20 protein-coding genes are annotated in these 26075 nt (G+C 37.2%); 13 read left to right on the forward strand and 7 right to left on the reverse strand.

All coding sequences use genetic code 11. The features are described 5' to 3' along the window. Positions 1-20 precede the first annotated feature (20 nt). Both M997_RS15840 and M997_RS15845 read left to right on the forward strand, forming a co-directional pair. The gene (locus M997_RS15840) at positions 21-2528 is read left to right on the forward strand and encodes a CS1-pili formation C-terminal domain-containing protein (RefSeq protein WP_064721081.1); all 2508 of its coding nucleotides are present in this window, start codon (positions 21-23) and stop codon (positions 2526-2528) included. Between the two features lie 13 nt (positions 2529-2541). Then, entirely contained in the window at positions 2542-4116 is a 1575-nt protein-coding gene (locus tag M997_RS15845; RefSeq protein WP_064721082.1) for a hypothetical protein, read from the forward strand. 164 nt (positions 4117-4280) lie between these two features. On the opposite strand, the gene M997_RS15850 is transcribed toward M997_RS15845, so the two are convergent. Both M997_RS15850 and M997_RS15855 read right to left on the reverse strand, forming a co-directional pair. Then, positions 4281-4619, reverse strand: a complete 339-nt coding sequence (locus M997_RS15850; protein ID WP_064721083.1) for a M15 family metallopeptidase — start codon at positions 4617-4619, stop codon at positions 4281-4283. After that, positions 4606-4908: a phage holin family protein gene (locus M997_RS15855; protein ID WP_064721084.1), complete on the reverse strand. Its 303-nt coding sequence runs from the start codon at positions 4906-4908 to the stop codon at positions 4606-4608. Before M997_RS15855 ends, M997_RS15850 begins: the two co-directional genes overlap by 14 nt. Before the next feature lie 583 nt (positions 4909-5491). Here M997_RS15855 and M997_RS15860 point away from each other — a divergent pair. The 5 genes from M997_RS15860 to M997_RS15880 all read left to right on the forward strand — a co-directional run bounded on the left by M997_RS15860 (position 5492) and on the right by M997_RS15880 (position 10952). Beyond that, complete coding sequence (locus tag M997_RS15860) at positions 5492-5752, forward strand: Ogr/Delta-like zinc finger protein (protein ID WP_064721085.1); 261 nt, start codon at positions 5492-5494, stop codon at positions 5750-5752. Positions 5753-6026: 274 nt separating this feature from the next. Beyond that, complete coding sequence (gene dhaK, locus M997_RS15865; RefSeq protein WP_064721086.1) at positions 6027-7091, forward strand: dihydroxyacetone kinase subunit DhaK; 1065 nt, start codon at positions 6027-6029, stop codon at positions 7089-7091. Positions 7092-7123: 32 nt separating this feature from the next. Then, complete coding sequence (gene dhaL, locus M997_RS15870; RefSeq protein WP_064721087.1) at positions 7124-7756, forward strand: dihydroxyacetone kinase subunit DhaL; 633 nt, start codon at positions 7124-7126, stop codon at positions 7754-7756. 32 nt (positions 7757-7788) lie between these two features. Then, entirely contained in the window at positions 7789-9237 is a 1449-nt protein-coding gene (dhaM, locus tag M997_RS15875) for a dihydroxyacetone kinase phosphoryl donor subunit DhaM (RefSeq protein ID WP_064721088.1), read from the forward strand. A 1028-nt stretch (positions 9238-10265) separates the two neighbouring features. Next, complete coding sequence (locus M997_RS15880) at positions 10266-10952, forward strand: fimbrial biogenesis chaperone (RefSeq protein WP_064721089.1); 687 nt, start codon at positions 10266-10268, stop codon at positions 10950-10952. A gap of 58 nt (positions 10953-11010) precedes the next feature. On the opposite strand, the gene M997_RS15885 is transcribed toward M997_RS15880, so the two are convergent. Next, entirely contained in the window at positions 11011-11964 is a 954-nt protein-coding gene (locus M997_RS15885) for a hypothetical protein (RefSeq protein ID WP_064721090.1), read from the reverse strand. Positions 11965-12594: 630 nt separating this feature from the next. Between M997_RS15885 and M997_RS15890 the strand changes: the two genes are divergently transcribed. Continuing rightward, on the forward strand, positions 12595-13188 hold the full coding sequence (locus tag M997_RS15890) for a common pilus major fimbrillin subunit EcpA (protein WP_064721091.1): 594 nt from the start codon (positions 12595-12597) through the stop codon (positions 13186-13188). Between the two features lie 100 nt (positions 13189-13288). Here M997_RS15890 and M997_RS15895 read toward each other — a convergent pair whose 3' ends face one another. From M997_RS15895 to M997_RS15905, 3 genes are read right to left on the reverse strand one after another with little or no spacing between them, the layout of a single operon-like run. Then, positions 13289-14566, reverse strand: coding sequence for a sigma-54-dependent transcriptional regulator (locus M997_RS15895; RefSeq protein WP_064721092.1), 1278 nt, complete (start codon positions 14564-14566; stop codon positions 13289-13291). Further along, positions 14544-16919 carry an ATP-binding protein gene (locus M997_RS15900; protein WP_064721093.1) on the reverse strand — a complete coding sequence of 792 codons (2376 nt, stop codon included), beginning with the start codon at positions 16917-16919 and terminating at the stop codon, positions 14544-14546. Before M997_RS15900 ends, M997_RS15895 begins: the two co-directional genes overlap by 23 nt. Before the next feature lie 57 nt (positions 16920-16976). Next, positions 16977-18266: an ABC transporter substrate-binding protein gene (locus M997_RS15905; RefSeq protein WP_064721094.1), complete on the reverse strand. Its 1290-nt coding sequence runs from the start codon at positions 18264-18266 to the stop codon at positions 16977-16979. Between the two features lie 312 nt (positions 18267-18578). On the opposite strand from M997_RS15905, the gene M997_RS15910 reads away from it, so the two are divergent. Both M997_RS15910 and pyk read left to right on the forward strand, forming a co-directional pair. Beyond that, positions 18579-19916, forward strand: coding sequence for an MFS transporter (locus M997_RS15910; protein ID WP_064721095.1), 1338 nt, complete (start codon positions 18579-18581; stop codon positions 19914-19916). 65 nt (positions 19917-19981) lie between these two features. Continuing rightward, entirely contained in the window at positions 19982-21433 is a 1452-nt protein-coding gene (gene pyk / locus M997_RS15915) for a pyruvate kinase (RefSeq protein ID WP_064721096.1), read from the forward strand. Positions 21434-21537: 104 nt separating this feature from the next. On the opposite strand, the gene M997_RS15920 is transcribed toward pyk, so the two are convergent. Beyond that, positions 21538-21936: a Rap1a family protein gene (locus M997_RS15920; RefSeq protein WP_064721097.1), complete on the reverse strand. Its 399-nt coding sequence runs from the start codon at positions 21934-21936 to the stop codon at positions 21538-21540. A 272-nt stretch (positions 21937-22208) separates the two neighbouring features. Between M997_RS15920 and M997_RS15925 the strand changes: the two genes are divergently transcribed. From M997_RS15925 to M997_RS15935, 3 genes are read left to right on the forward strand one after another with little or no spacing between them, the layout of a single operon-like run. Then, a complete protein-coding gene (locus M997_RS15925) occupies positions 22209-23396 on the forward strand; it encodes an ROK family transcriptional regulator (RefSeq protein ID WP_239994700.1) in 1188 nt (395 codons plus the stop codon). A gap of 41 nt (positions 23397-23437) precedes the next feature. Further along, entirely contained in the window at positions 23438-24727 is a 1290-nt protein-coding gene (locus tag M997_RS15930; protein WP_064721098.1) for a hypothetical protein, read from the forward strand. 28 nt (positions 24728-24755) lie between these two features. Continuing rightward, positions 24756-25916, forward strand: a complete 1161-nt coding sequence (locus M997_RS15935; RefSeq protein WP_064721099.1) for an MFS transporter — start codon at positions 24756-24758, stop codon at positions 25914-25916. The last annotated feature ends 159 nt before the right edge of the window (positions 25917-26075 follow it).

Consider the following 26075-nt stretch of genomic DNA (forward strand, 5'->3'; position numbering starts at 1 on the left):
TTATTTTATAAGGATTACTTGTGCGTAAATCCATGGTGGCACTGGGTATTGCTATATGCCTATTGTCTGAGAATACATATAGCCAAACCAATTTAAAGATTGGTCAGTATATTATTCCGAGTGTCTTCGCCACTGCCTTGGAAGAGGGGATGACAATCCCCGTTTACTTACGTTACGATCTTTCACAGCAATCTGTGTTGGAAGAGCAAAGCCGTAATAAAATTGCCGATGCCCTCGTGGTACTAAAAGATAATAATATTGCGATTAGTTCCGTTACACCGACCTTTGATGCTGATGATGCACAAATCGCGTCGATCAACGAAAATGTGGTTCAATTATTAAGTGCTCTGAAAGATAAGCAATTTGATCAGAGCAGTAAAATTGTCCTCTCTCCTGATGCTTCGCTTAATTTTGATTTAAACTCCTTTATCATGACATTGGACGTCAATGAGGCGGGCCTTGCAACGCAAGTGAAAACCCGTACTGAAATGTTGGGAGAATCAACGGTTAGAAATGTTTCTGCTGTTACAACGTATGATTTAGGGGTTTACAACAATCAGCTTAAAAGTCAAAAAGACAATACCAACAGTTACTTATCTATTGATAGTATTGTAAGTTTTGCTGAAAACCACTTAAACCTCAGCGCAACCGCTTACGGTTTGGGCACCGCTAATCAAAGCTTTGATTTTTATCGCGCGATGTTTGAACGTGATTTTAATGGCCGCCGTTTGGCTTTTGGTCTATTAAATACTTGGAATCTGCAATCACTCGCCAGTATGTCAGCACTTAATAGCAGCAAAGTGTATGGGATAAGCTACGGTAATAACGCCTCATCTAAGATCAGTAATTCTCAACTTTCACTCACACCGATCACCGTGTTCTTACCTAGTGCAGGTGAAGTACGCGTTTATCGCGATGGTAAATTAGTCAGCATTCAAAATTTCCCAATGGGGAGCTTCGAAGTAGATACTTCACAGCTTCCTTTTGGTATTTATGAGGTGGATGTTGAAGTGGTTATTGACGGTAAAGTGCGTTCAAAACAGCGCCAAACCGTGAATAAATCCTACAATATGCGTGGCGCCACACTGAATCAATTTCGTTGGGAACTGTTTTCTGGTTATGTTGATTATAAAAAACGCGTTAGAAAAAATAATAATGAATACACGACCAGCAATGGCGATAACACATGGTTAGTTGGGGGAGCTGGCTCCGTAACATTAGGGGTATTCTCTGGGCTAAATTTACAGGCTTCGACCTATGCTTTTGATAATATTGCTGTTTTAGAAAGCAATACGAATCTGCAATTAACCGATACTTTATCCACCAGCTGGCAATCGATGATCGCCAAAGATGGTAGTCATCGTAATATTTTAACCGCGGCATATTCTTTACCCAAAAGCTTGGGTTCATTGTGGGTCAATAAAGAACGAGGAAGCATGAAAGATGATTTCCCAATGTATGATTCCAATAACTACTCTTTTGGTACCACGCTGAATTTCACGCAATTTTGGGAATACGCAGGCTCAATTACTTATTCTTATACCAAAGATTTACGTGACCAAAACAAATCAAAAAGCTTTGAATATTCAACCTCTTTATACACCGGTCGTTATGGTTCAATGAGTTTACGTGCCGGCGTTCAGCGTTATCATTACGATAACCAAAACAGCACCAATGAAAAATATATCACCCTCGATTTCTCATTACCTTTAGCCACTTGGCTCAGTGCGGGGGTTTCTTCGAGCAATGGTAACGTCCGTGGCGAACTTTCTGCCTCGAAAAACTTTGAAGACTCGGCTATTCGCAGTGCAGGGCTTTCTGTTTCAACACTTTTACATGATAAAGATGGTGCAGATAGCGATTTTGCTGTGAATGGCTATGGCATGTTTGATACGAAATATAGCGCCGGTACCTTAACCATGAATCGCCCAAGTAATGACCGACTCAATACCACATTGACCGCCAGAGGCTCATTTGCATACAGCGACATGAATTTCTCCGCCAGTGGCAAACAAGAAAATGCCGGTGTGATTGTAAAAACAGGTATTGATGGCAAAGGGAATATTGCGGCTAATGTGAATGGTCAACGCTTTATTCTTTCTGGTAATAATAACTTTATTCCGTTATCGCCTTATGGCACTTATAAAATTGAATTACTGAATGATAAAAATAGTGAAGACAGTTTTGATATCGCCTCTGGCCGAGTGAAAAATGTGGTGCTTTATCCTGGTAACGTCGCAGTTCATCAACCAGAATTAAAACAAATGGTCACCGTATTTGGCCGCTTAAAAACCCCTGATGGAAAATTGTTAGCCAGTGCACAAGTGCGTAATCACATTGGGCGTACACAAACCGATACTCAAGGGCAATTTGCGATGGACGTTGATAAGCGTTATCCAGTAATTTCATTGCAACAAGACGACAAACAAATCTGTGAGGCAGAGCTTGATCTTTCTTCAGCCCGTGGCGTGTTATGGGTAGGGGATATTATTTGTGACCCTCAAACTATTTTAGCGAGTCGAGATTAAAGGAAACAATGTTATGTTAAAAGCTTGCCTATTTTTAATGCTGACTCTCTTTTCTACATTTTCTTATAGTGCTGTTACTTATAAAAACAGCATCGTGTTTATTGAAAACAATATTGATAATGAATATTTCATTACACCTAAAACCACTGACCCACGTTTTAGTGGCGCTAACGTATTTACCAAATACAGTGCAACTAACCAACTCAGCTTGGGCTATATGGGATATGGAGGTTCTATTCCTCTTTATAATTACTTTGATATTTGGTTAGAAAACTCCCCCATTAAAATGCCATTTATTGGTAACCGTTGTTGGAGAACCTATAAAGATTGTCCTGCTGATGGTGTGCAAAGACCTCAACAGATGCTAAATGATGGTATGTACCGTGCTTATATGAATACCCACGGTGGTGAAGCAGGTATTCCTCGTGGTATTTTTTCTGACTCTTTTTATCAGTATATACGACAACTTCCTATTGGCGCGGTAGAGCTTTTTAACTATTTTTCCTGTTATACCAAAAAAGATTATAACCCTTCATTAGGTGAAACTTGTCGTTCTGTTAAAGGGACTGTTTATGAACAAAGTTTTGCCATCACCAAAGAAGGACATATCAAATTAAAATCCACCAATGCCTTACAAGAGATTTTTGTTGATAGCGAAGGTAATGCAATATTAGGTTTAGGATCTAAATTTTGTGATTTAGGTAAAGATGAAGTTATTTGCAAAATGGTTGATTATAACTTTTCAGGCTCTGCGTTCTCGAGCATGTATTTATCGATGAAAGTCGATACAGCAACATTAAAATTCACACCTGCTCCGTCTGATATTTACCTTTCTTCCGCAGGTGTAGCGCCTCTTTACTATTACTCATCCACAACATCTGTACCTTTATTAATGAAAATAGGTGATGGGGGTGTTTACGTTCACTTTAAAAAGAGCTTTCTTAAGAAGTTAATTCAAAGAAACGTAGATTTATCAAAAAGTCAGGACTTATTTACTTTTAGTTTTACCAATACAGCAGTACCCCAGTCTGGCTTTTATGAATTTACGCCCTCTAATACCATTATTATTAAGCCACGTGATTATGGTGTGAGTATTGTTTCTAAAGACTTAGTGAATAAACCTTATCGTGAAGGGAAAGTGGGAAATAAAGCCCCTCCTCTCATCTTCGATTACATCATTACCACGAGTGCATTTCGTCAAGCTGATAAAATTACCGCATCGGTTGAAGGCCCACAAACTACCATTAGAGGTCAGCCTTATTGCTTGTTTACCTCAAAAGATAAAAAGATAAACGTACCATTTTCAGCTTATCTTTCTTATACCAGTCAAAATGGGCAAAAAATATCAGCAAGAAGTGCCTGTAATAATGCTCCTGTAGATCTTAAAGATGCATTATGGGCACAAACTACATGGCCTGAACCTTATCAATCAGAAGGTTCTTTTTACCGCACCGATTTACAGCTCTCGTTTCCAATGGATGAAGGTGTTTCGCTATTTTCATTGGAAGGTGAAGATTGGTTAGGCGTAGTAGAAGCCAGTGGCTACGTAAATGTATTTGCCGAATGGACGGGTCCTGACGTTCACTAAAAATAGGTTGAAGAGCAGACGCATATCCTTATGCATCTGCTCTTCTATTGCCGTTATCAACATCCATTGTTTTAACGTACTGCTGTCTTGATACCATCCTTAGCTTATTTCCTTACTCAACGCCAACAGTGCAATCCTTGCATATCGCGTTAATACTAGAAAAATCACCGAATACCTTGGTGTTCAAGACTAAAATGATTACCATCGGGGTAAGAAAAATGCCCTCCCCAAGTTCCACCTAATGAGCACCAATATTCCCCTAAAGGACGATAAGCCTCACTTTGTGTTTGATACACCCCATTGATAAATAGATTAAAATCTATCGCTAATCGTTGAGTGTGCAAACTTTGCCGAATTCCTTTTCCATTTTTTGCATTCCATTGAGATTGCTGCGCCGTTCGATAAGCTTCGCCAAAGGTTAATCCATATCCATTAGATTGAGCCCATAAAATTAGCTTAGCCACCATAACAGTAAATTGTTGCTGCTTATCACTTAGTGTCATCTTTTCCCTTCCCTGAGAACAGTTGATTACCACGTTTACGTAGCCAGATTTCAACTAACTGATAGCCCGCAATTCCCAGCGCAGAACCAATTCCCAACACCGCGATAGGATTAATACCCGGCCATAAGATAAGCAATGCACCAGCAACAACAGAAACTGCCGAGCCTAAAATAATTCTGCCTATAAATAAGCGTAACGTGATAGTTTCGTTAGCAACTAGCATTTTACCTAAAGCAATAAAAACACCAACGATAACTAACGATATCAGTGTGTGATCATATTCATCCATGAATATACCTCGTATCTGGTTACAGTATTCAAAACCGTAAAAAGAACCCTCACCTCCCAGTATCAATAAGATAATCTGTACGGAATTCGTAGCCACTCACATCCTTATGCAACGAAATAGATAACTGCTAATGAGATAATCCAAGTTCCTTTTATTTTGGAATATACACAATGCCCTTTATGACAGACAAATATCTATAAAGTTATATTCCTACTAAATTCCTTGTTAATTTAAGATAGGCTATCCATTTTCTATCTCACATCACACAATTATCAAAGAAACAAATTAAATCTAAAATAAATTCAATATGTTGAGTATCTTTGTGAGTGATTTAATCTGGAGTTATTATCTATAAAGTTTGTATTTTATGCCAGTAAGGTTGTTCGGTTAATATCGGTTAAACACCATTAACCGAATTTAACCGAAATATCCACAACATTAAAAACAAATAAACTTGTTTAAACTATGTTTTAGTAATTGAAAACAAATGAATATATAAAAAAACAATATTTATCTGGTTATAATACAAATTTTAGCTAAAATAGGATCTAACTCGTAGTGAATAAAAAAAGAGAAAAACAACATGCGTGTATTAACAATTTTTTGTCCTGAGTGTGGTGAAAAAGCGATGGTTAAAAAAAGTAACAGAAAACACAAAGAGTTATCGGATCTCTATTGTGCATGTAGCGATCCTGAATGTGGGCACACTTTTGTTTTAAATCTTACTTTTAGCCATACATTAATGCCCAGTGCAAAAAACAAAGATGCCCTCTTGTTAAGTGTGATAAAAAACTTGTCACCAGAGCAACGGGAAAAAGCTTTAGCACTATTACAAGGTGTTTAATTTTTCTCTGTAACTCCCTTCTCTTCTTTTTTTATGATCTTGCTCCCATTCTGGCAGGTTAATTGACTATCATGTTCTTATAAAAACATAAATGATGTAGATTCATTTTTAACCCAAACAAAAAATAATTCTTATGTTTATTACAAGCAGCTCGGCTGTTTTGCTAAAAAAGTCATGATTTTATCCAGTCTCTAATCAAAAAAGCACAAGACCTAATATGGAGAATTTATTTTTCCACTTTTAGGCTAAGCCACATTTCAAATGGAGCGTTAAGATGAAAAAACTTATTAATCGTGTTGATGATGTTTTATCTGAACAGTTGCAAGGTTTTGCAAAAGCTCATCCTGAAATCAAATTACATCCCTCTCTTTTTTATGTCACACGTCAGGATGCTCCCATAAAAGGAAAAGTGGCTCTGTTATCTGGCGGCGGCAGTGGTCATGAACCTATGCATGCCGGATTTGTAGGTAAAGGCATGTTAGATGGTGCTTGCCCTGGTGAGATATTCACATCCCCCACTCCAGATAAAATGTATGAATGTGCTAAAGCCATTGATAGCGGTGAAGGCGTATTAATGATTGTTAAAAACTATACGGGAGATGTGCTCAATTTTGAAACAGCAACTGAGCTTCTACATGATGATGGTGTCAAAATTGCCTCTGTTTTAGTTGATGATGATGTTGCGGTGAAAGACAGCTTATATACAGCAGGACGTCGTGGCGTAGCGAATACGGTATTAATGGAAAAGCTACTTGGTGCTGCTGCCGAGCGCGGTGACGCTTTAGATGAACTGGTTAAACTAGGTCATCAAATTAACAATAATGGCTTTTCAATTGGCATTGCGTTAACCGCTTGTACTGTTCCAGCGGCGGGAAAACCTTCTTTTACTCTTCCTGAAAATGAAATGGAATTTGGCGTGGGAATTCATGGTGAACCAGGCATTGATCGTCGGAGGTTTACTTCACTAAACGATACTGTAGATGCCATGTTCAATACCTTGATTGAAAATGGTCATTATCAGCGCACCATTCGACAATGGGATCGCAATAAAGGCGACTGGATCGAAGAAGTCCAAATTAAATTTCCCCTACAACCCGGTGATCATGTTATTGCACTAGTGAACAATCTTGGTGCTACACCTTTATCTGAACTTCACGGCGTTTATTATCGTCTCACTGAATGCTGTAAAAAATTTGGCTTATCCATCGAACGCACCTTAATTGGCTCTTATTGCACTTCATTAGATATGTCAGGCATCTCCATTACCCTATTAAAAGTAGATGATGAATTACTTACGCTATGGGATGCCCCTGTATCTACGCCAGCGATGGTTAACTAGCCGATTTAATAAAGATTAAAAAGGAATAAAAAATGACATTAACAAATCAGCAAATTATTCTTTGGCTACAACAATGTGCCGAACTTTTTGAACAAAATAGTGATTATCTGACCGATCTAGACCGCGAAATTGGAGATGCTGACCACGGATTAAATATGAATAGGGGTTTTAAAAAAGTCGCAGAAAAATTACCTGAATTTGAAGATAAAGACATCGGTTTTATCCTTAAAAATACAGGCATGGTACTACTCTCTAATATAGGTGGAGCGAGTGGTCCTTTATTTGGTACCTTTTTTATTAGAGCCGCAAAACCGACGATATCACGCCAAAATCTAAATTTAGTCCAATTCACTGAAATGATAATAGACGGTGTTGAAGGTATTGTTAGTAGAGGTAAAGCCGAACCTAATGATAAGACCATGTGTGATGTTTGGTGGACAGTGATTGATAGCTTAGAACAAGCTAATCAACAAAACTTAACCATAAAAGAAGCGATAACACAGGCTTACGCTTCAGCTCAACAAGCAGCTGAAAAAACTATTCCTATGCAAGCAAGAAAAGGACGAGCCAGCTACCTTGGTGAGCGTAGCATTGGACATAAAGATCCTGGTGCAGCTTCTGTTGTACTAATAATGCAAGCGCTTGTTAATAGTATTAACGCGTAATACACAATAACAATAGGATAAAAAGGTCAGCTATGATTAATATCGTTATTGTTTCGCATAGTAAACACCTTGCTGAAGGTGTAGCAGAACTTGCAAGCCAAATGATTAATCCTGATCATTGTCGGCTTGCTGTCGCGGCAGGTGTTAATGATGAAGAACATGTTATTGGGACTGATGCTGTAAAAATTATGACCGCAATAGAGTCATTAGCAGATGCACAATCAATAGTCGTGATGATGGATTTAGGCAGTGCTATTTTAAGCACAGAAACCGCGTTGGAACTACTTGAACCGGAAATAGCTAATAAAGTCACACTTTGTTCTGCACCATTAGTTGAAGGCACATTAGCCGCAGTTGTCGCTGCATCTTCAGGTGCTTCACTGGAAAAAGTGTTAGAAGAAGCCTCACAATCGTTATATCCAAAAAAAATTCAATTAGGTGAAAATTTCTCTCAGCCTCAAAGTAATCTCACTTTGCCAACTAAAATTCAAGGTAAAGAGGCCCGTTGGGTGATACGTAATCCGCATGGATTACATGTTCGGCCAGCGGCCACTCTTGTCGAATTACTTTCAACTTTTCAAGCCGACTACCAGTTAATTAAAGGTGATCGCCGAATTAATCCTTTGAGCTTAAATCAATTATCCTTAATACAAATTCGTAAAGGTGATGAGATAACTTTAATCGCCTCTGGCGAACAAGAAAATGAAGCCATTGCAGCATTTCTTAAGTTAGCTGAAAATGGATTCGGTGAAGACCTTACTTCTTCTTTAGATAAAGTGACATTACATGGCGTATTAGTTCCTCCCTCCTCAATTAAAGCCCCTGCTTTTATTTGGCAAGAAACTCAACTTGTTCCATCAGACGAAGTGACAGGAACACTAACTATTGAAGAACAAACACAACAGCTCACTCAAGCAATACATGAAACGATTAATGATCTGAAAAATTATGCTAAAAAAGCAAAAAAAGAGATAGGCGAACACGTTGCCGCCATTTTTACTGGCCATATCATGATGTTAGATGATGAGGAATTAATAACATCTGTTATTGAGCGCATAAAAAGTAACAAACTCAGCACACAACAAGCTTGGTTTGATGAAATGCAAATACGTGCACAAACTTATCAAAATCTTCACGATCCTTATATTCGTGCTCGTGAACTTGATTTACGTGATCTGTGTAATCAAGTTCTTTACCATCTACAACAGAAAATAAAACCTATTTTTAAATCATCACACCCCGTTATTTTAATTGCTGAAGAGCTATTTCCGTCAACAGTAATAAAACTAGCAAGAGATAAGATCCTCGGCATAGCGCTTGCCAAAGGAGATCATCGTTCTCATAGCGCAATAATCGCCTCAGAATTACAACTATTTATGCTGGTCAAACTAGGTGAAGATTTACTCAATGTGCAACATAACCAGAAACTAATTTTGGAGCCAAGCCAAAACGCGCTCTCCTTCTCTATATCTGCAAACTAATTAAATAACCATGCCTTTAATTTATTCGAGATAAGGCATGGTTATTTTACTTTAAATTAACAACTTTAGTTTCTTATATTTTATAATGAAATTAAAAACAAATTAAGTTAACATTTCAATATATATTATAAATATATAAAAACTAAAAATATAATAATCACTATTATTGATTTAAATCTTTATTGAATAATCGGATTAAGATTTATTTAATCATTTACAACAAATAATGAATATCAATAAAAGACTTAATTGATTAATAATTAATACATTCATTTTAAAATTCATCAAACATGCAAAAATTAAGTTTAATTTAGGGTAATAATAACTTTATTCCCTTATGCCACTTATATATTTGAATGACTAAATAATAAAAACGGTGAAAACAGTTTTAATATCGCCGCTGGCTAGCTGAAACATGTGGTGCTTTATTCTAGTAACGTCGCCGTTCATTAACCAGAAGTAAAACAAATGGTCACCGTATTGGGCTGCTTAAAAACCTGATGCAAAATTGTTAGCCAGTACATAAATGCATAACCATATTGACCCATCGGTTGATGTTTCTCACCCCACCATTAGAGGCTAGCTTTATTGCTTATTTACCTCAAAAGATAAACGTACCTTTTTCAGCTTATCTGTCTTACCTCCCACCAAAATGGATAAAAATATCAGCAAGAAGCGCCTGTAATAATGAGCCTATTGATGGACAGAAAACACATGGCCTTATCCTTATCAGCTAGAAGGCTATTTTTACCATACTGATTTATAGCTCTCGGATCCCATAAATGAAGGTATTTCTCTTTATTTATTAGCATGTGAAAACTGGATTGGTGTCGTATAAGCAAGCGGTTATGTAATTGTATTTGCTAAATGGTCTGATACTGATATTCATTAATGTATAGCCAACAGATATAAGCACCTATTTGTATCCGTTTTCTTTTTATTATGTCTAATAGGATTATCACCACATTATTCTAATTTTGCGGTACTATTAGATAACTTATTTTAAATTCACCATTGGAAAGCCTGTTATGTACACACTATTAAAAGCGATAGGCGCACTAATCTTTTTTGGATATTCTTTTTATGCCAATGCACTTTATGTTGATTCTGAGGTTTTTACTTTAGAATCAAATAAAACCTTTTTTTCACGTACTTATCTAAATAATACCGATAGAACAAACCTCTATAAAATTCATATTTATAAAATTGAAAAACCGGGTGGCAAAGAGAAGGATGAAGTGCAACTTCCCATAGAAAATGGTGAAATACTTTATACACCATTGCAGAAAGTATTATTACCTGGCGAGCATGAATTTTTTAAATTATTTTATAAAGGAGCTAGCGATAATAAAGAGCGCTATTACCGAATTATTATTGAAGAAACTCCGGTAAATTTAGTGCCTTATAATGAAAATACCAAGCAGCCTTTGGTAGTTCCTACTGTTGGATTAAATACAGTGATGGTGATACGTCCTCGTGAGCTTAATTTTGCTTATAATCACGATAATATTGCAGGCACAATAACAAATACCGGTAATACTTATTTCCGTCTACTTCTGAATGATAAATGTGATTCAGAAGAAGAAAATGCAAAAATATTACAATTATTACCCGGTGAAAGTTACCAACACCCTTGGCTTAAGAAAGAACATAAGCAACTGATTATCGCGTTTGATCGTTATATTTCATTAAAAAGTGACTGTTTTAAAGAATAGCTAAAAATAATTATTTAAATTAAAAAGGTCACCAAAGTGACCTTTTATTTAAATAAGATTAAGGTTGATAATTTGGGTTATTCACTTTAACTAATTCTTTATTTTCATTTAATTTGTAATACCAACCTGAATTGATTTTTTGTGCATCTGCAATATTAGCAGGATATTCATTCTCTTCATTCTCGGTGTAAAAAAGCAAAATATCAGGCCGATCATTTATCATGGTTATAACCGCCAAAATACTTTTGATGCCCACTTTAACCCATTCCATATCTTCTTTTACAACAACAATTGATTTGTTATCAGTAGAAACTCGACTCTCTTTACCCAAACAAATAATTTCTTGTTTTTCAACAAGATAATTAACTTTTTCGCTTAATGCTGCGTTTTCAATTCTAGCATATACATTATCGCCCGTTGATAATAATGCACGACAGCCCTTTGAGCCGACTCTATTTTTATCACCCATTGATAAAATAATATTATTAGACGCAGGTGAATAATCATCGATACGAGAATAATTACCTGTAGTAATTAACTTAGCATTAATAACACAATAGTTAGAAGGAGATGTATAAATAGTTGAATCACTTCCAGAAGAAAAGCAAATGCTATTTTCTAAAAATTTATAATCATTATAAGAGTTTGTTTTATGAGTTAACTCTTGTCCTTTTAATAACTCATATCCTGTATAAAAAATAGCACCATTACCAAAAGCACAGTTTACTGATTTATTGCCAGGACAGATAATTGTATTTTCAGCAAAAGTAACAAATTTATTATTGGTCGTAGGAGTAAACTCGGCAGGATTTTCATAAATAACTTCACTCGAATCGCCGTATATTTGAGCTCTCTCCTCAAAACATACAATTTCTGAGTTATTACTTTGGGAATAAACATAAGCGGGTTCAGGCTCTGCCCCCATTGCCATTAATTTAGCATTATCATTAACCACAAAAACATTAGCATTTTGATTAATGTAAGCACTTTTTTCTATATTAATATTTTTCATAATAACATCCTTATTTTATTAAAAAGACACTTCATGTGTCGTCTACTGTCACAAAACACTGTTAATACATACAGTATTATATTTTAAAAATTATTTATGATAAGTCCATCACAAATAATTACACCTCCCTAATTATTATTTTTTAGTTTAATTATCTGATACTAACCTTTATTTTTGTCTATTTTTCTTTACTTAGAGCTACGTTTTTATACTTATTTTTCTTGCTATTTTTCTTAATTGATTCTCATTTTTTTAATTCAATTTATTAAAAAAATAATTTAACAACATAGAATATATTATTTTTTTAAATATATAATTCCTTAGAGTAACTTATTCTTTTTAATATTTATGTTGTTTTACATTAAGAACTCAATCAACAACTGACCAGGTAATATCTTTAATATATTGATATAGTTAAACTTTACATTACTCACCATTTAAAAATATTTATTACATTTTATTCCTATTTTTTACGAACATTAAAATAAAATATTTTTCAAATTCATTTAATAATTTTTCTTATGGATACTCGTTTTTTGACCATCCAAATAGTAAAATAAACATACTCATGAAAAATATTTCTTAGCCGATATAGCTATTAACATCGACTTTACCGTTTAGGAATAAACCATGAAAAAAATGACCTCATATTTAGTATTGTTACTCACTTTTTTTGTTACTCATGCAGTCTATGCAGCAGAGGCTTTATCATTGCAAACCACTGCAAGCTGGCGTGCAACAGCAGTAAAAAAACCACAAAGTGAATTAACAATAACACCTTTAAATGCACTGCATTTTGAATTTGCTGAAAATGAAAAACGTTTTAATTCACAATCAGGATCTTTTGATATTACGGTTAAAGATGCTGAAGGTGCGACCGATTTTAAATTAACCTCAAAAATTATTAGCAATGAACTAAAAAACCCAGCAGATAAATCAGTATTAACAGTTAATACACATTGGAATGGTAAGCCATTATCTACACATAACGAAACAACCATTCTTGATAGTCATAAAGGGGTTAATGGCGGATTAGTTGCAACAAATAGCGAAGAAGAAAAAAGTGAGCTTAAAAATATGCAGAGCGCATTTTTATTTAATTTAATCAATAATAATCAATCAGCACCTTTAGCATCGTTACCCAATGGCTCATGGGAAGGGTCACTACGCATTGAATTTACCAGTAAATGGTCGGGGGATTTTGTGACTCTCGCCTCACGATAATGTTAGTGATTATCTCGCAGCAAAAAATACATTAAAGAGCGCCGTTTAGGCGCTTCTTTATGATTAATTATCTGTAAAATTGATTTTATCCATCTTCTAATTACATTTTCGGTTTGTAGCTATCTTTATCTAAATCATGTTTTTTCATACGTAAATAAAGCTTTTTGCGTGGAATACCTAAATAATCTGCCACATCACTCACACGCCCTGCAAATAGATATAATGCATCTTCAATTAAACGACGTTCATATTCATCGACTAAATTATCAAGAGGCCCTTCTGGTGGAATAATAGCTCGATGCTGCTCACTATCGACCATTTTTACAATACCAACCGCATACAGTTCAGCAACATTACGCAGTTCACGAATATTTCCTGGCCAATCATACCGTTTTAAAATATCGAGATAATTACGATCTATTTTAGGAATAGCGATCCCTAAGCGTTGCGCGCTTTGGCGTAAAAAAGCCCTAAATAGCGGAATAATATCTGGACGTCGTGCGCTTAATGGTGGCAATGAAAAAGTAATTTGCGAGAAATAATAATAGAACTCAGGAATTAATCGCCCGTCAGTCACTAGTTCTTGCGTGTTATTTTCTAAAATAGCGATAGTTCTAAAATGGCGCTTACCTTGACGTTCTATATCTAATAAATAAGAACTTAACCAACGCTGAGCCTCTGAAGATAAATAGTAAGGTGAACGTAAAATCAGCGTGCCAATACCTTCTGCTTCAATTTGAGCAATAACTTGCTTAATATCAGGTAGATTTTGACAATCAACAGTTTGAATACTTTGCTCATTACGTGGACTTAATTCATGCAAAAGCTGAGCAAGTAGATGACGGCCAGTGCCCATTTCACCTTCAATCATTAAATCTTTATCAATATCAGCAATTTGCTGAACTTGCTCTCTAATCGCCGTAATTTGTGCACTATCACCCACTAAACGCTCTTGTGTGGTGTTGATCATGGTGTTTCTAAGCGCAAGGGTTGAGAGTCGTTCTTTGTGCGCCTTAGCCACCAATTCTAAAAAGGCTGGGGGATTTATTGGTTTTTCAATAAAATCATAAGCCCCTTTTTTAACAGCTTCGACAGCTAGCGGTATATCGCCGTGTCCAGTGATCATAATGACGGGAATACGAGGATCAATCTGTTTAATACGTTCTAATACTTCCATGCCGTTCATCGCTGGCATGTAAATATCCAATACCACGGCACCTTGCCACTCTGGCGTTAATGCATTTAATGCTTTTTCAGGTGAGTCAGTAACTCTGGCAACCATACCAGCAAGATTGAGTAAATGACGATAAGACTCAAGAATATCTTCATCATCATCAATTAATAGAACATCAACATCAGGCATCAGTGATTGTGTCATTAGTAAACTCCAAAACAACCATGGCGCCACCGTTTAACGCTGATGCCAAATAAATATCATAACCAAACCGTTGCATAATAGAACGGCAAATAGATAACCCTAATCCCAATCCGACATCTTTTGTGGTGGTAAATGGCGTGAAGAGTTTAGGTAAAACATCGGGATTAAATCCTTTACCACTATCAGCAATACCGACGAGTTTACGTTTAGGGTCAACAGATAACAGATCGATTGAAATCTGACTTTCACCAATGCCCGCTATCGCATCCATCGCATTAACAAATAAGTTAACTAATACTTGCTCTATTTGTGTCGGATCGGCACAGATAGTCAGCTTATCAGGCACATTATTAATTATTTTACATTGCTGTCGTTTAGAACGAGACTCTACCAACACCATAGCGCTTTCCACCAGCTCTTTTAATGGTGCTGAAACAAAACTAATTTCAGATGATGATTTTCTTGAGAAATTACGCAGTGCCGTAATAATTCGATTCATTCGAGCACACAGTTTTTCTATGCGTTCAATAGAATCAGGTAATTGCTCATACTTCTGCATCTGTATAGTGAGTTTTGCACTATACAGATAGGTATTAATCGCTGAGAGTGGCTGGTTAAGCTCATGCGCTAAACTCGTCATTGCCTGACCGACAACCGCCATTTTTGCTGCTTGAACTAACTCTTCTTGTGTCTGAATGAGATGCTTTTGCGCTTGCTCTCTGCGTACTATTTCTTCATTTAACTGCTGATTTTTCTCTTGTAAATCTTGAGTTTTCAGCGCAACAAGACGCTGAAGTTCTAATCGACTTAACTCTTGGCGAGTAATATCGGTAATGGTAACAATATATTTATGTTCTTCTTTATGAGGGTATTCACGAATATTAAATTGCAAGAAATGCGGCTCTCCTGCTTTTATCATTCGGATAATACATTCACTTTGACCTAAGCGATAAAGTTGACTAGTAGAGCTAAACTGTGATTTTAACATAGTGCTAGCTTCACCATTAAAGAGCAGCCATAACGGTTTGTTACTTTGCTCTTTTCCAGTTCCTAATAAAGATGCCGCACTTGGGTTAACCGTTTCCATTCTGCCATCATGATGACACGTAATTAAACTTGCATCGGTATTGTTAATTAAATTTAGCGCATTACTGGTTTCAACTTCCTTCATTTGTCGCCAAAATCGCCGTAAACGCCGACTTAACAAACCAATCTCATCTTGGCCATCAATTAAAACAGGCTCGGTTAAATTTCCTTTCGCCACATTAGCTAAATCGTCACTTAATTTATTGAGTCTTGCGATTAATCGCCTATCAATCAGAATTTTCATCACAATAATACTGAGTAACAGCGATACGACAATAATCACAACAATAACGATTTTTCCGGTTCCCATTAGCTTACGTGTATTCGCGTTTAGCTCATTAAGAGATTCCGTGGTTGCAAAAACATTACCACGTACAGCATCATCAAATTGTGTTAGTTTTTGAGTCAGCTCTGGCGTTAATGCTTTAAGCTTTTTTTCGTTTTCAACATCATCAAGTAAGGTTTGATAAATATCACCACCATAACGAGTGATAGCAATAATTTCTTGCAAGATTTGGCGATGAGCAATGGTTGATGGGAAATTTTTTAGCTTTTGATTTAATGCAATAATCTCATCAATTTTAACATTAATATAGTGAAAGGCGACATCAATATCACGGCTATAGCGTTGATGCGCAATCTCTTCAACTAAACTAATAAGTTCATTTTCCGTCGTAAATAACTCTTGTAAGAGTGTTGACTCAAGCAATAACTGCAAGCTATTTTCTTGAACGTTTTTCTCTTGGATCATCTGACTAACATGCCACTCAATTTCATTGAGTAGCGGTTTAATATCTTCCCCCACAGCATCATGCATCCACGCAAGCTGCCCTAGCAATTGAGCCAGCCTATTTTCGAGTTCACGCCGTTTATCTAATAAAACATCTTGTTCAGCAATAATATTTGTTAACTCATCAACTAAATGAGTATAAAAGTCTCGTTGCGGTTTTTGTTCTATTGGAAACTGACGCAAGTTATCAAGTAACTGATGAATCTCTTGCTTTTGTTGTTCTGAAATTGATTTACGTTGAGTCTGTTCTCGCTCTTTTAATAGCATTTGTAAATTGGTGCTATAACGCTCCATATTATAGCTGGTGGTCAACATAGGTAGAGAATCTCCCACTGACGCATTAATTTGTGTCGCCAGTTTTCCCCACATAAAAAAGATAATTACACCAATAAGTAAGGTGAGTAATGAACTAAAAGTAAACGCCATATAAAGGCGTCTACCTAGTTTGCCAAATTGCTTAGGCATCAATATTTTCATCCGTAATACCTTTCATTAAAACAGCGCTTCCTGCTGTATATCTGTACCACAAGGCGATCAGGGTGATTTGGTTTCTTTAAGTAAAGCCAGTGCTTGCTCTAGATTTTGTGCTTCTTGTGTACGCCATTGATAAAGCACAGCCAATGCTTGATCTGAATATTCTCGTTGATCAGCTTCTTTCATAAATAACGCTTGAAGTGTCGGAGAATTGGCTTCTTTCTCACTAATTAATACTGTACTGGCTATTTCTCTTGCTTTACTGATTGCTAAAACTCGCTCAGGTGTTTTGTTTTCTTGTTTTTCGGCTTCATGAATGTCATTCCATACTTGTCTCATTAAAGGGAAATTATGGGTGATCATTTGGTCAAATAGCGCGTTAACAACTTCACTTCGACGATAAGCTTCATTGCTATTTAAAATAAATTCGGTGTTATTTGCCAGCTCATCGTTATTGCCTAAGATCTCTTTGCTTAGTGGAATTTTTGCCATATCGCTTTTATAAATAATCTCTTGTCCTTCATCGGACAAAAGAAAGGCAATAAATTTTGCCGCCGTTTCACGTTTACTACTTTCAGCCACTATCGCTAAATAAGCAGGCAAAATGATTGATTTATCGAAATAACTAAATTCAACAAAATCAAAGCGTTTTTGGTGATTAAAGGCATAGTTATCAATAATAGGCCCAGCGCCAACAATGCCCCTAGCAATGGCGTCACCAACACGAGCACTACGCGCTGAAATGGAAGATAAATTTCCGCTAGTCTCAAGGAGAATCTGCCAGCCTTTATCCCAACCGTACTCTTGCAATACATTTTCAACCATCAATTGCATAGTGCCAGAGTTTGCAGGCGTCGTCATAGTGAGGTGCCCTTGATAAATTGGATTACTCAGATCAACCCAACTTCTAGGTGCTGGAATACCATGTTTTTGTAAATACTGTGTATTACTCATAATACCAATACCGGAATAACCGACAGTGGTTATTTTGTCATTTAAAATATCGCTATGACGCATTAGCCATTTGGGCGTTTCATACTTAACAGGCAAACGTGCCAGTAAACCTTCTCTATCTAAATGATGAAAAAAGTTTGCTGAAGATGACATAACAATATCAACAGGTTGTGTTGGATACTGCTTCATCATACGCGTCGCAATAGCAACGCGACGATACACAACCTGAACTTTTGTATCAGGATAACGTGCGCTAAAAGCCTCGGTTAAAGGGCGCATTGGTGTATCAGAAAGTGTCGTCAGAATAATGAGAGGCTGTTCATCACTACGCACAGGCGTGATAAACAGCCAACTAAACAGTAAACAGACGAGGCTAAGTGTTATTTTTATTCTCATGACATACCCCTGGTTTTATTTTGAATAAACATAAAAATGTGTCGAACTTCAAACTTCTGATATTTAGCAATATTTATTATTTTTAGCTGATGAGTCTTTAATGACTCATTTGTAGAAATGATACGACGATATCTTCACTCATTTTTAAACCAACACCAAATAGCGATGTTACAAATTTGACTCATCAATTGAGCCGAATGTGTCATCGCTGACTCAAAAACCCACTTTTGCACCAAGATGGCCTAAATGAATAGCATCAGCTCTGAAAACCAAAATCAGCTTCAGACATGAATAATATTCGGAGTCATCTCTATGCTAAGTTTCTTTAAAACCAGAAAGGATCTGCCGCTGTTAGAAGCGTCAAGTGAAAAGATCCGCGCAATATATAAAAAGCATCAATGGCAGGTCTTCCTCGGCCTCGTTCTTGGTTATGCCATGTTCTATGTAGTCCGTATGGCACTCAGTGTGGTGAAAAAACCTATGCTGGATGCGGGTATCGTAACAACGTCTGAGCTCGGTTTAATGGGTTCTGCGTTCTTCTTTACCTACGCATTTGGTAAGTTCTCTAACGGTTTCTTGTCAGATTATGCCAATATCGGACGCTTTATGTCCATCTCGTTGATTGCATCTTCTTTCATTTGTATTTTTATGGGGATGTCAACCGCTAGCCTGTTCTTTATCCTGTTATGGGGTATTAATGGTTGGTTCCAATCTGTAGGTTCAGCACCTTCTTGTGTGTCGATCTTCCAATGGTTCTCACCAAAACAACGCGGTACCGTTTATTCCATCTGGGGTGGTTCACGTAATATCGGTGAAGCTATCACTTGGATCTTAACAGCCACTATAGTGAGCTTCTTCGGCTGGCGTGCAGGTTTCATTGGTGCTGGTATCGCAGGTATTGCTGCGGGTATCATTTTACTGATGATCTTAAAAGACCGTCCTCGTACTTATGGTTTACCTGACCCAGCAACAGCTTATGGCGAAGATTCAGAAACCGTTAAATCAAGTGACCCGAAAGAAACTCGTCGTGCTCAACTATTTGTTTTAAAACAACCTACTGTATGGATTATCGCAGCAGCTTGTGCGGCAATGTACATCTCTCGCTATGCAATCAGCTCATGGGCTGTCCTTTACCTACAAGGTTCAAAAGGATACTCACTGATTGATGCTGGTTTCGCAATGTCTACCTACCCTATTGCTGGCTTCTTTGGCGCAATCTTAGCGGGTATGGCGTCTGACAAACTATTTAACGCTAACCGTCATATTCCTACACTGATTTATGGTCTTGCTAACATCGCAGGTTTCGCACTGATGTTCTGGGGTCCTCAAAACCGTGTAATGGATGCTGTTGCATTAAGTATGGTTGGTTTCGCAATGGGTGGTCTGGTTGTGTTCTTAGCAGGTTTAACCGCTTGTGATCTGATGCCGAAAAACGCAGTAGGTGCAGTAAAAGGCTTTATTGGACTGTTTGCTTACATCGCAGCCTCTGCTCAAGAGTTAATTTCAGCATCACTGATTAAAGTGACTGAAGTTGGTGATATCACTCACTACGACTTCACTACAGTACAGTACTTCTGGATTGGTTCTGCCATCGTTTCCATGATCTTAGCTACGCTGGTCTGGAATGCGAAAAAAGTCACCATGAATTAATGAATTAATTAAGTTGTCACTGAGGGATGCTATTAGGCATCCCTCCTTAAAAAGAGAATGTCATTATGCGTAAGACTAAAATTGTTGCGACTCTTGGCCCAGCTAGCTGCTCAGAACAGATGATTGAAAAACTGATTCTGGCAGGCGCTAACGTATTTCGTTTAAATTTTTCACATGGCACTAGCGAACAACATCAGGCAACAGCCGCAACTATCCGTCAGGTCGCAGAAAAACATCGTGTATTCATCGGGATCTTAGCTGACCTGCAAGGCCCGAAAATTCGTATCGCTAACTTTAAAAATGATTCTATTCAATTACAGCAAGGCGATAGCTTTATCCTAAATGCAGATCTCGATGCAACATTAGGTGATGAGCAACAAGTTGGCTTAGATTATCCGCAACTTGTTCAAGAAGTTACACCAGGGAATATTCTGTTACTGGACGACGGTAATATTCAATTACAAGTCAGTGGCGTAAATAATAATAAAATTGAAACCAAAGTTACTGTAGGCGGAAAGCTTTCTAACCGTAAAGGCATTAACTTACTGGGTGGTGGGTTATCTGCCCCTGCATTAACTGATAAAGACAAGCAAGACATACACACAGCAGCTGCAATTAAAGCAGATTATATCGCCGTTTCATTCCCACGTAATGGCGCAGATATTGAATATGCTCGTGAACTGATTATTGCTGCCGGTAGTAATGCAAAAATCGTGGCAAAAGTAGAGCGTGCAGAAGTCGTTTCCTGTGAAGAAAATATGGACGATATCATTAACGCCTCTGATGTCATTATGGTTGCTCGTGGCGATTTAGCCGTAGAAATTGGGGATGCAAGTTTACCTGGGGCACAAAAACAGTTAATTGCTCGTTGTCGCGCTTTGGGTTGCCCTGTGATTACAGCAACGCAAATGATGGAGTCAATGATTGAAAGCCCAATGCCAACGCGCGCAGAAGTGATGGATATCGCTAACGCCATAGGCGATGGTACTGATGCCGTAATGTTATCTGCCGAAACTGCCGCAGGTAAATATCCGGTTGAAGCAGTAAGCGCAATGGCACGCGTTGCTGAAGGTGCAGAACGTTCTTTTGCTGCTAATGCAGAAAATCCGTGGCAATCACCTTCTTATTATTCACAAACAGGACGTTGGATAGCCTTAGCTGCTGCAACAACTGCATTTCATGATGACAAACATCTTAGTGTTGCGGCTCTAACAGAAAATGGCAAATCAGTGACTTTATTATCACGTTTTATGCCAAATAATACCGTTTATGCATTAACTGATAATCCCGTATTAGCAGGGCAGCTCACTGTATTACGCGGTGTAACACCTGTGGCTTATCAACGCAAAAATCATACTGATTGCGATGAAAGCATCATGCAAAAACTACATGCAGATGGATTATTAACAGACATGAATTCACTCTTAATTACCCGTTTATCTACTTTTGAGAAAACAGGTGATAGCGATTGCTGCCATCTTGTTTCAGTAAAACAAGCACAACCAGCAACAGCTTGAGTGTCTTCCATCAAGGGGCTTATGAGAGAGGCAACCTGAAGTAAATAACAAGAAAAAGAGCACACCAAATCGTTTTAGCCACAAGGATTGTGGCTATTTTTATTTTAATCTTCGCAAGGATAAGCATCTTGCAATGCTGCAATATAAATTAACTCAATAGGGCTATCAGCCTGTTTCTTTTTGACTAAAGGATTTTTTTCCAAGTAGTTATCCAAATGTTCAATCATAAAATCTGCATTTTGTATCGTCTTAGGCGGTGGACAATAAAGTAATTTAAAATCAGTATCTTTATTGTGAATTTTTACTGCAACTGCATAAAAATTAAAGCCGTTAGCAATACCATTAAAGTAAGCTTGAGAAATCGATTTAAACTCTTCGCTGGTTTTTTCCTGCGTAAGAAGTTGTTTTACTTCAAGATATCCACTTAATGTAATTGCTTGTGAATACAGTGGAAATAACAACATTCCCCCAATTATAGTTCTTAATATCACGCCCTTTTTCATCAGCATTCCTTTTTTCATAAAATAAATGATATTTTTATTTTAGTTGTTTTATTCAATTAAAAATATCCGTAGAAAATATCTTTTAGAAACGAGGTCACCGATTAAACAAGTCAATAAATTGTGATCTGTTACGCAATTGGGATGGTTTCCAAACTAATTGGCTGTTTTATACTTTACAAAAAATATAATTAGGTGCATAAATATCATTAATAAACGATTTCATATAAAAAAAACACTTTTTAGTTTTGTTTCTAAACAAATGGAGTAATAGCGTGACACCTAACGTGCCCAATACATTACGGCAAATGAATGCTTCTCTTGTATTAAATGTCATTCGCCATCAAGGCCCTTTGTCACGTGCTCAGATTGCAAAAATAAGTGGCATCACAAAAGCAACGGTATCTGAGATCATCAATGATTTACTTGAAGAAAAAATCGTTTATGAAAGTGGAATTAGCGATCAGTCAGGGCAAGGTAGAAGAGGCATATTAGTTAATTACGATCCTCAGCATAGCCTAGGTGTGAGTGTTGATTTAGGTGGAACAAAAATTGCGTATGCCGTTTTTAACTTAAATGCTGACCTACTTTATGAGTATCAAGAACCAACCTTTGACACGGATGATCGTGAACTCTTTTTAGCAAAATTTGCACAAAGTATTGAGAATGTGATCGATAAAAGCGGCGTAGACCGCAAAAAGATCAATGTTATCGGCGTTGCCACACCAGGGATCATCGATATCAAAAATGGGGTTGTACTTGAAGGCTCACCCAATTTACCACAATGGGATAATTTGCCATTAGCACAACATCTTACAAACAAGCTTGGCGTACAAGTTGTTCTGGAAAATGACATTCGTGCTGCACTTGTGGGGGAAATGTGGAAAGGACGTTGTCGCCACACTCATAGCTGTGCATTAATCGGCATCGGAACAGGTTTAGGTTCGGCACTATTGATGGATGGAAAAGTGATCCGCGGCGCAAACAATGCTGCAGGTGAAATTGGCTATATGATGTTTGCCCGCGATCACCTTTTTCGTAACTGGCGTAATAAAGGCTGCTTTGAAAGCTTTTGTTCTGGCTCTGGCTTAAGCGAACGCATGACAGGTTTACGTGATGAGCACCTTAGCGCTATTGAAATTATTAACGCAGCTCAACAAGGCGACTCACTTGCTCAGTCATTAATTGAAGAAATGGCGGACTATCTTGCTATAGGTATTATGAATTTAGTTGCCATTGCGAATCTAGAAAAAGTGGTACTAACCGGAGGAATGACACGTTCAGCTGAGGCTTTTTTACCGCGTGTACAAGCCAATTTAGATAGACATTTATTTGCTAACACAAAAGTAAGTATCGAGCTTTCTGAACTATGGGAAAAAGGCCCGTTATATGGCATCGCCATATTAGCCCTTGCAACGGCTTACCCTTCTATTCAGTTTATGCCCGAAATCCAACTGAGATAACCCTAAATAAAAGAGTCTATTAAACGAGATGGGAGCAACTCATGGCAGGAATACATCTTCATCCTCATGATATTTTAGACGAAGGCATGTCAGCCATTCTTCAACGCCTTGATGGTATGAAGCATGTGGAGCATCTTTTTGTTGAAATTAATACAATTTTTGAACGCAACCCTTATCCTGTAGGTAACTTGCCTCATAACCCTGTTCATAATGTAGTTATGGGCACGGGTACCCTACACATTAATACAAATACCGATTTTCCTCATCTTAGTCAGCGAGTTGATCCGACTATTTTAGCGGGCGAAGATCCGTTAATGGTCATTAAAAAAGCAACAGATGGCGGGAAATACAAAGTCATACCCTGGGCAAATATCCTCAACGGTGATTTCATTGGCGAGGTAGAAAATAATCAAGTTGTCGATTTTAAAGGGCGTCCACAAGCGCATTGGCTTTGTCCTAATGCCCCTGATGTCGCACAACTTTGGCAAAAGACATTCACAGCATTAAAACAAAACTACGGCTACGATACCTTTTTAATCGACCGAATTCGCTTTCCCGATTGGGCTGGTAAAGAAGTTAATCCCGCCGGATTATTTACCTGTTTTTGCCCTCATTGCGAAAAGAAAATGGTGCAACAAGGCTTAGCGGTCGAGCAAATAAAAAACCGTCTTGCTGCATTAGCTGATTTATTAAAACAAGGTGATTTTGACACCCCAGTTACCGCATTAAAAGAAGAGCCATTACTCAAAGTATGGCAAAAATTTCGCCAGCAAAGCGTAACGCAATTAGTTGAAAAATTGCTGACTGATGCAAAACAAACTGCGGGTGGTATTACCTTATGGCTTGATTTATGGCCACCAGCTTATAGCTGGATTTTAGGGCAGGATTATCATGAGTTAACTCGCTATTGCTCAACATTAAAACACTTTCCTTACCATAAATTAGGCGGAGGTGCTGATGTTCAAGGGCTAATTAATCATTTTGCTCATGATAGTGAGAGCCAAGAACGTGCATTCACCGCATTTAAACGCTTATTCGACCTGCCTTATGACTTATCTTACAAGACATTTCAACAGCAAGGCTTTCCTATTCGATTTGTAGCGGAACAAAATAATCGAGTGCGCCAAATCTCACAACCAAATACCTTTATTTATAGCGGTATTCAAATGTGGAATTTACCCGCAGATCAATTAATTGAAGCAGTTATCGCTGCTGAAGAAAGTGCTTGTGATTCACTGCTTTATTACTGTTATGGCTGGGCTACACAAGCGTTATTTGATGCTATTGGTAAACACAATACATCTGAAGATAAGACCATTATTAAAAAATAATATACCGTAGAAAAACTAGGATTAAATTATGGCGAAACAACAAAAATGGAAAGTTTTTTTCCTCCTGTTTGTCACGATGTTTTTACTCGGTGGCATACAGAACACTAAAGGGCTTATCCTCGAACAAGTTCAACACGATATTTCATTAAATATGAGCCAAGTCGGCTCATTAATTACTTTTTTCCAAATTGGTTTTTTAGTTGCTAGTTTATTAACGGGTTATTTTACCGATAAAAAAGGCCTAAAAATCATGATGTTTATTGGCTCATTAATGATGGCTGTCGGTTTAACCGGAACCAGCCTAGCCTTTAATGTCATGTTATTTTTTGGTTTTTATCTAGTTATTGGTTTAGGTATTGGTTCGATGTTAGTGTCTATCGTTACCGTTATTCCTACTTTTTATAAAGAAAAAGCCGGTATGATGTTTAATGTCTCTAATGCGATGTTTGGCGTAGGGATGATTGTCACACCACTTATTTTACAATATCTATTTTCCCACTCTATTTCATGGCGCGCATTTTATGTCGGTGTTGCAGTGATTGTTGCACTGATCATTGTGGTATTAAGCACTTTAAAAATAGAAAATAGCGCACAAGTTGATATGAAGTTTAGTGACATTTTAGAGTTGCTAACACAGAAATCGTTACTACTGGTTATCTTATTTATTACTTTATATGTTGCAGCTGAAGCAGCATTTTTAAACTTCTTCCCTATTTTTTATACCTCAATGGATATTGGTAATTTAACCAATGCCCAGAAAGCAGAAACCGCAGCCTATGTTATTTCAAGTTTTGCTTTCTTATTTACTATCGGTCGCTTTATTGGTGGCTTTATCAACCTCGCATTAGGTGATCGTAAAACCTTAATTCTGTTTTCATTATTCTCTTTAGTGGCAATTATTATTAGCCGTATTTTTGTACAAGATGTTGTCTATTTATTTATGGTGTTTGGTTTTGCATTATCGGTATTGTTTCCAACGGCTGCTGCGGTGGCAACCAAATTAACCAGTAAAAGCGGTTCTGTGATGGGCTTAATCTATGTTGCATCTGGATTAGGTGGCGCATTAGCGGGGTCACTAATCGGACAAGTATCAGAAAGCTATAGTGTTTCTGTTGGCTTTAATTTAATCATCGTCTTTGTTGCTCTATTCTTTATCCTTTCTCTATTTATTAGAGAACAAAAACAATAATAACGATATTTATGCCTCTGAAGTTTTCCCCTCTTTATGAGGGGATTTTTATTTCTAATTATTTTTATTTGCTAAATTTATTAATATTTAAATTGCCATTTTTTAATGGTGAGTGTTGATTTTTTAATCAGCACCCCAATAATAGTATTTATATTCGAT

The organism is Proteus hauseri ATCC 700826, assembly GCF_001654965.1.
GTDB classification, from domain to species: domain Bacteria; phylum Pseudomonadota; class Gammaproteobacteria; order Enterobacterales; family Enterobacteriaceae; genus Proteus; species Proteus hauseri.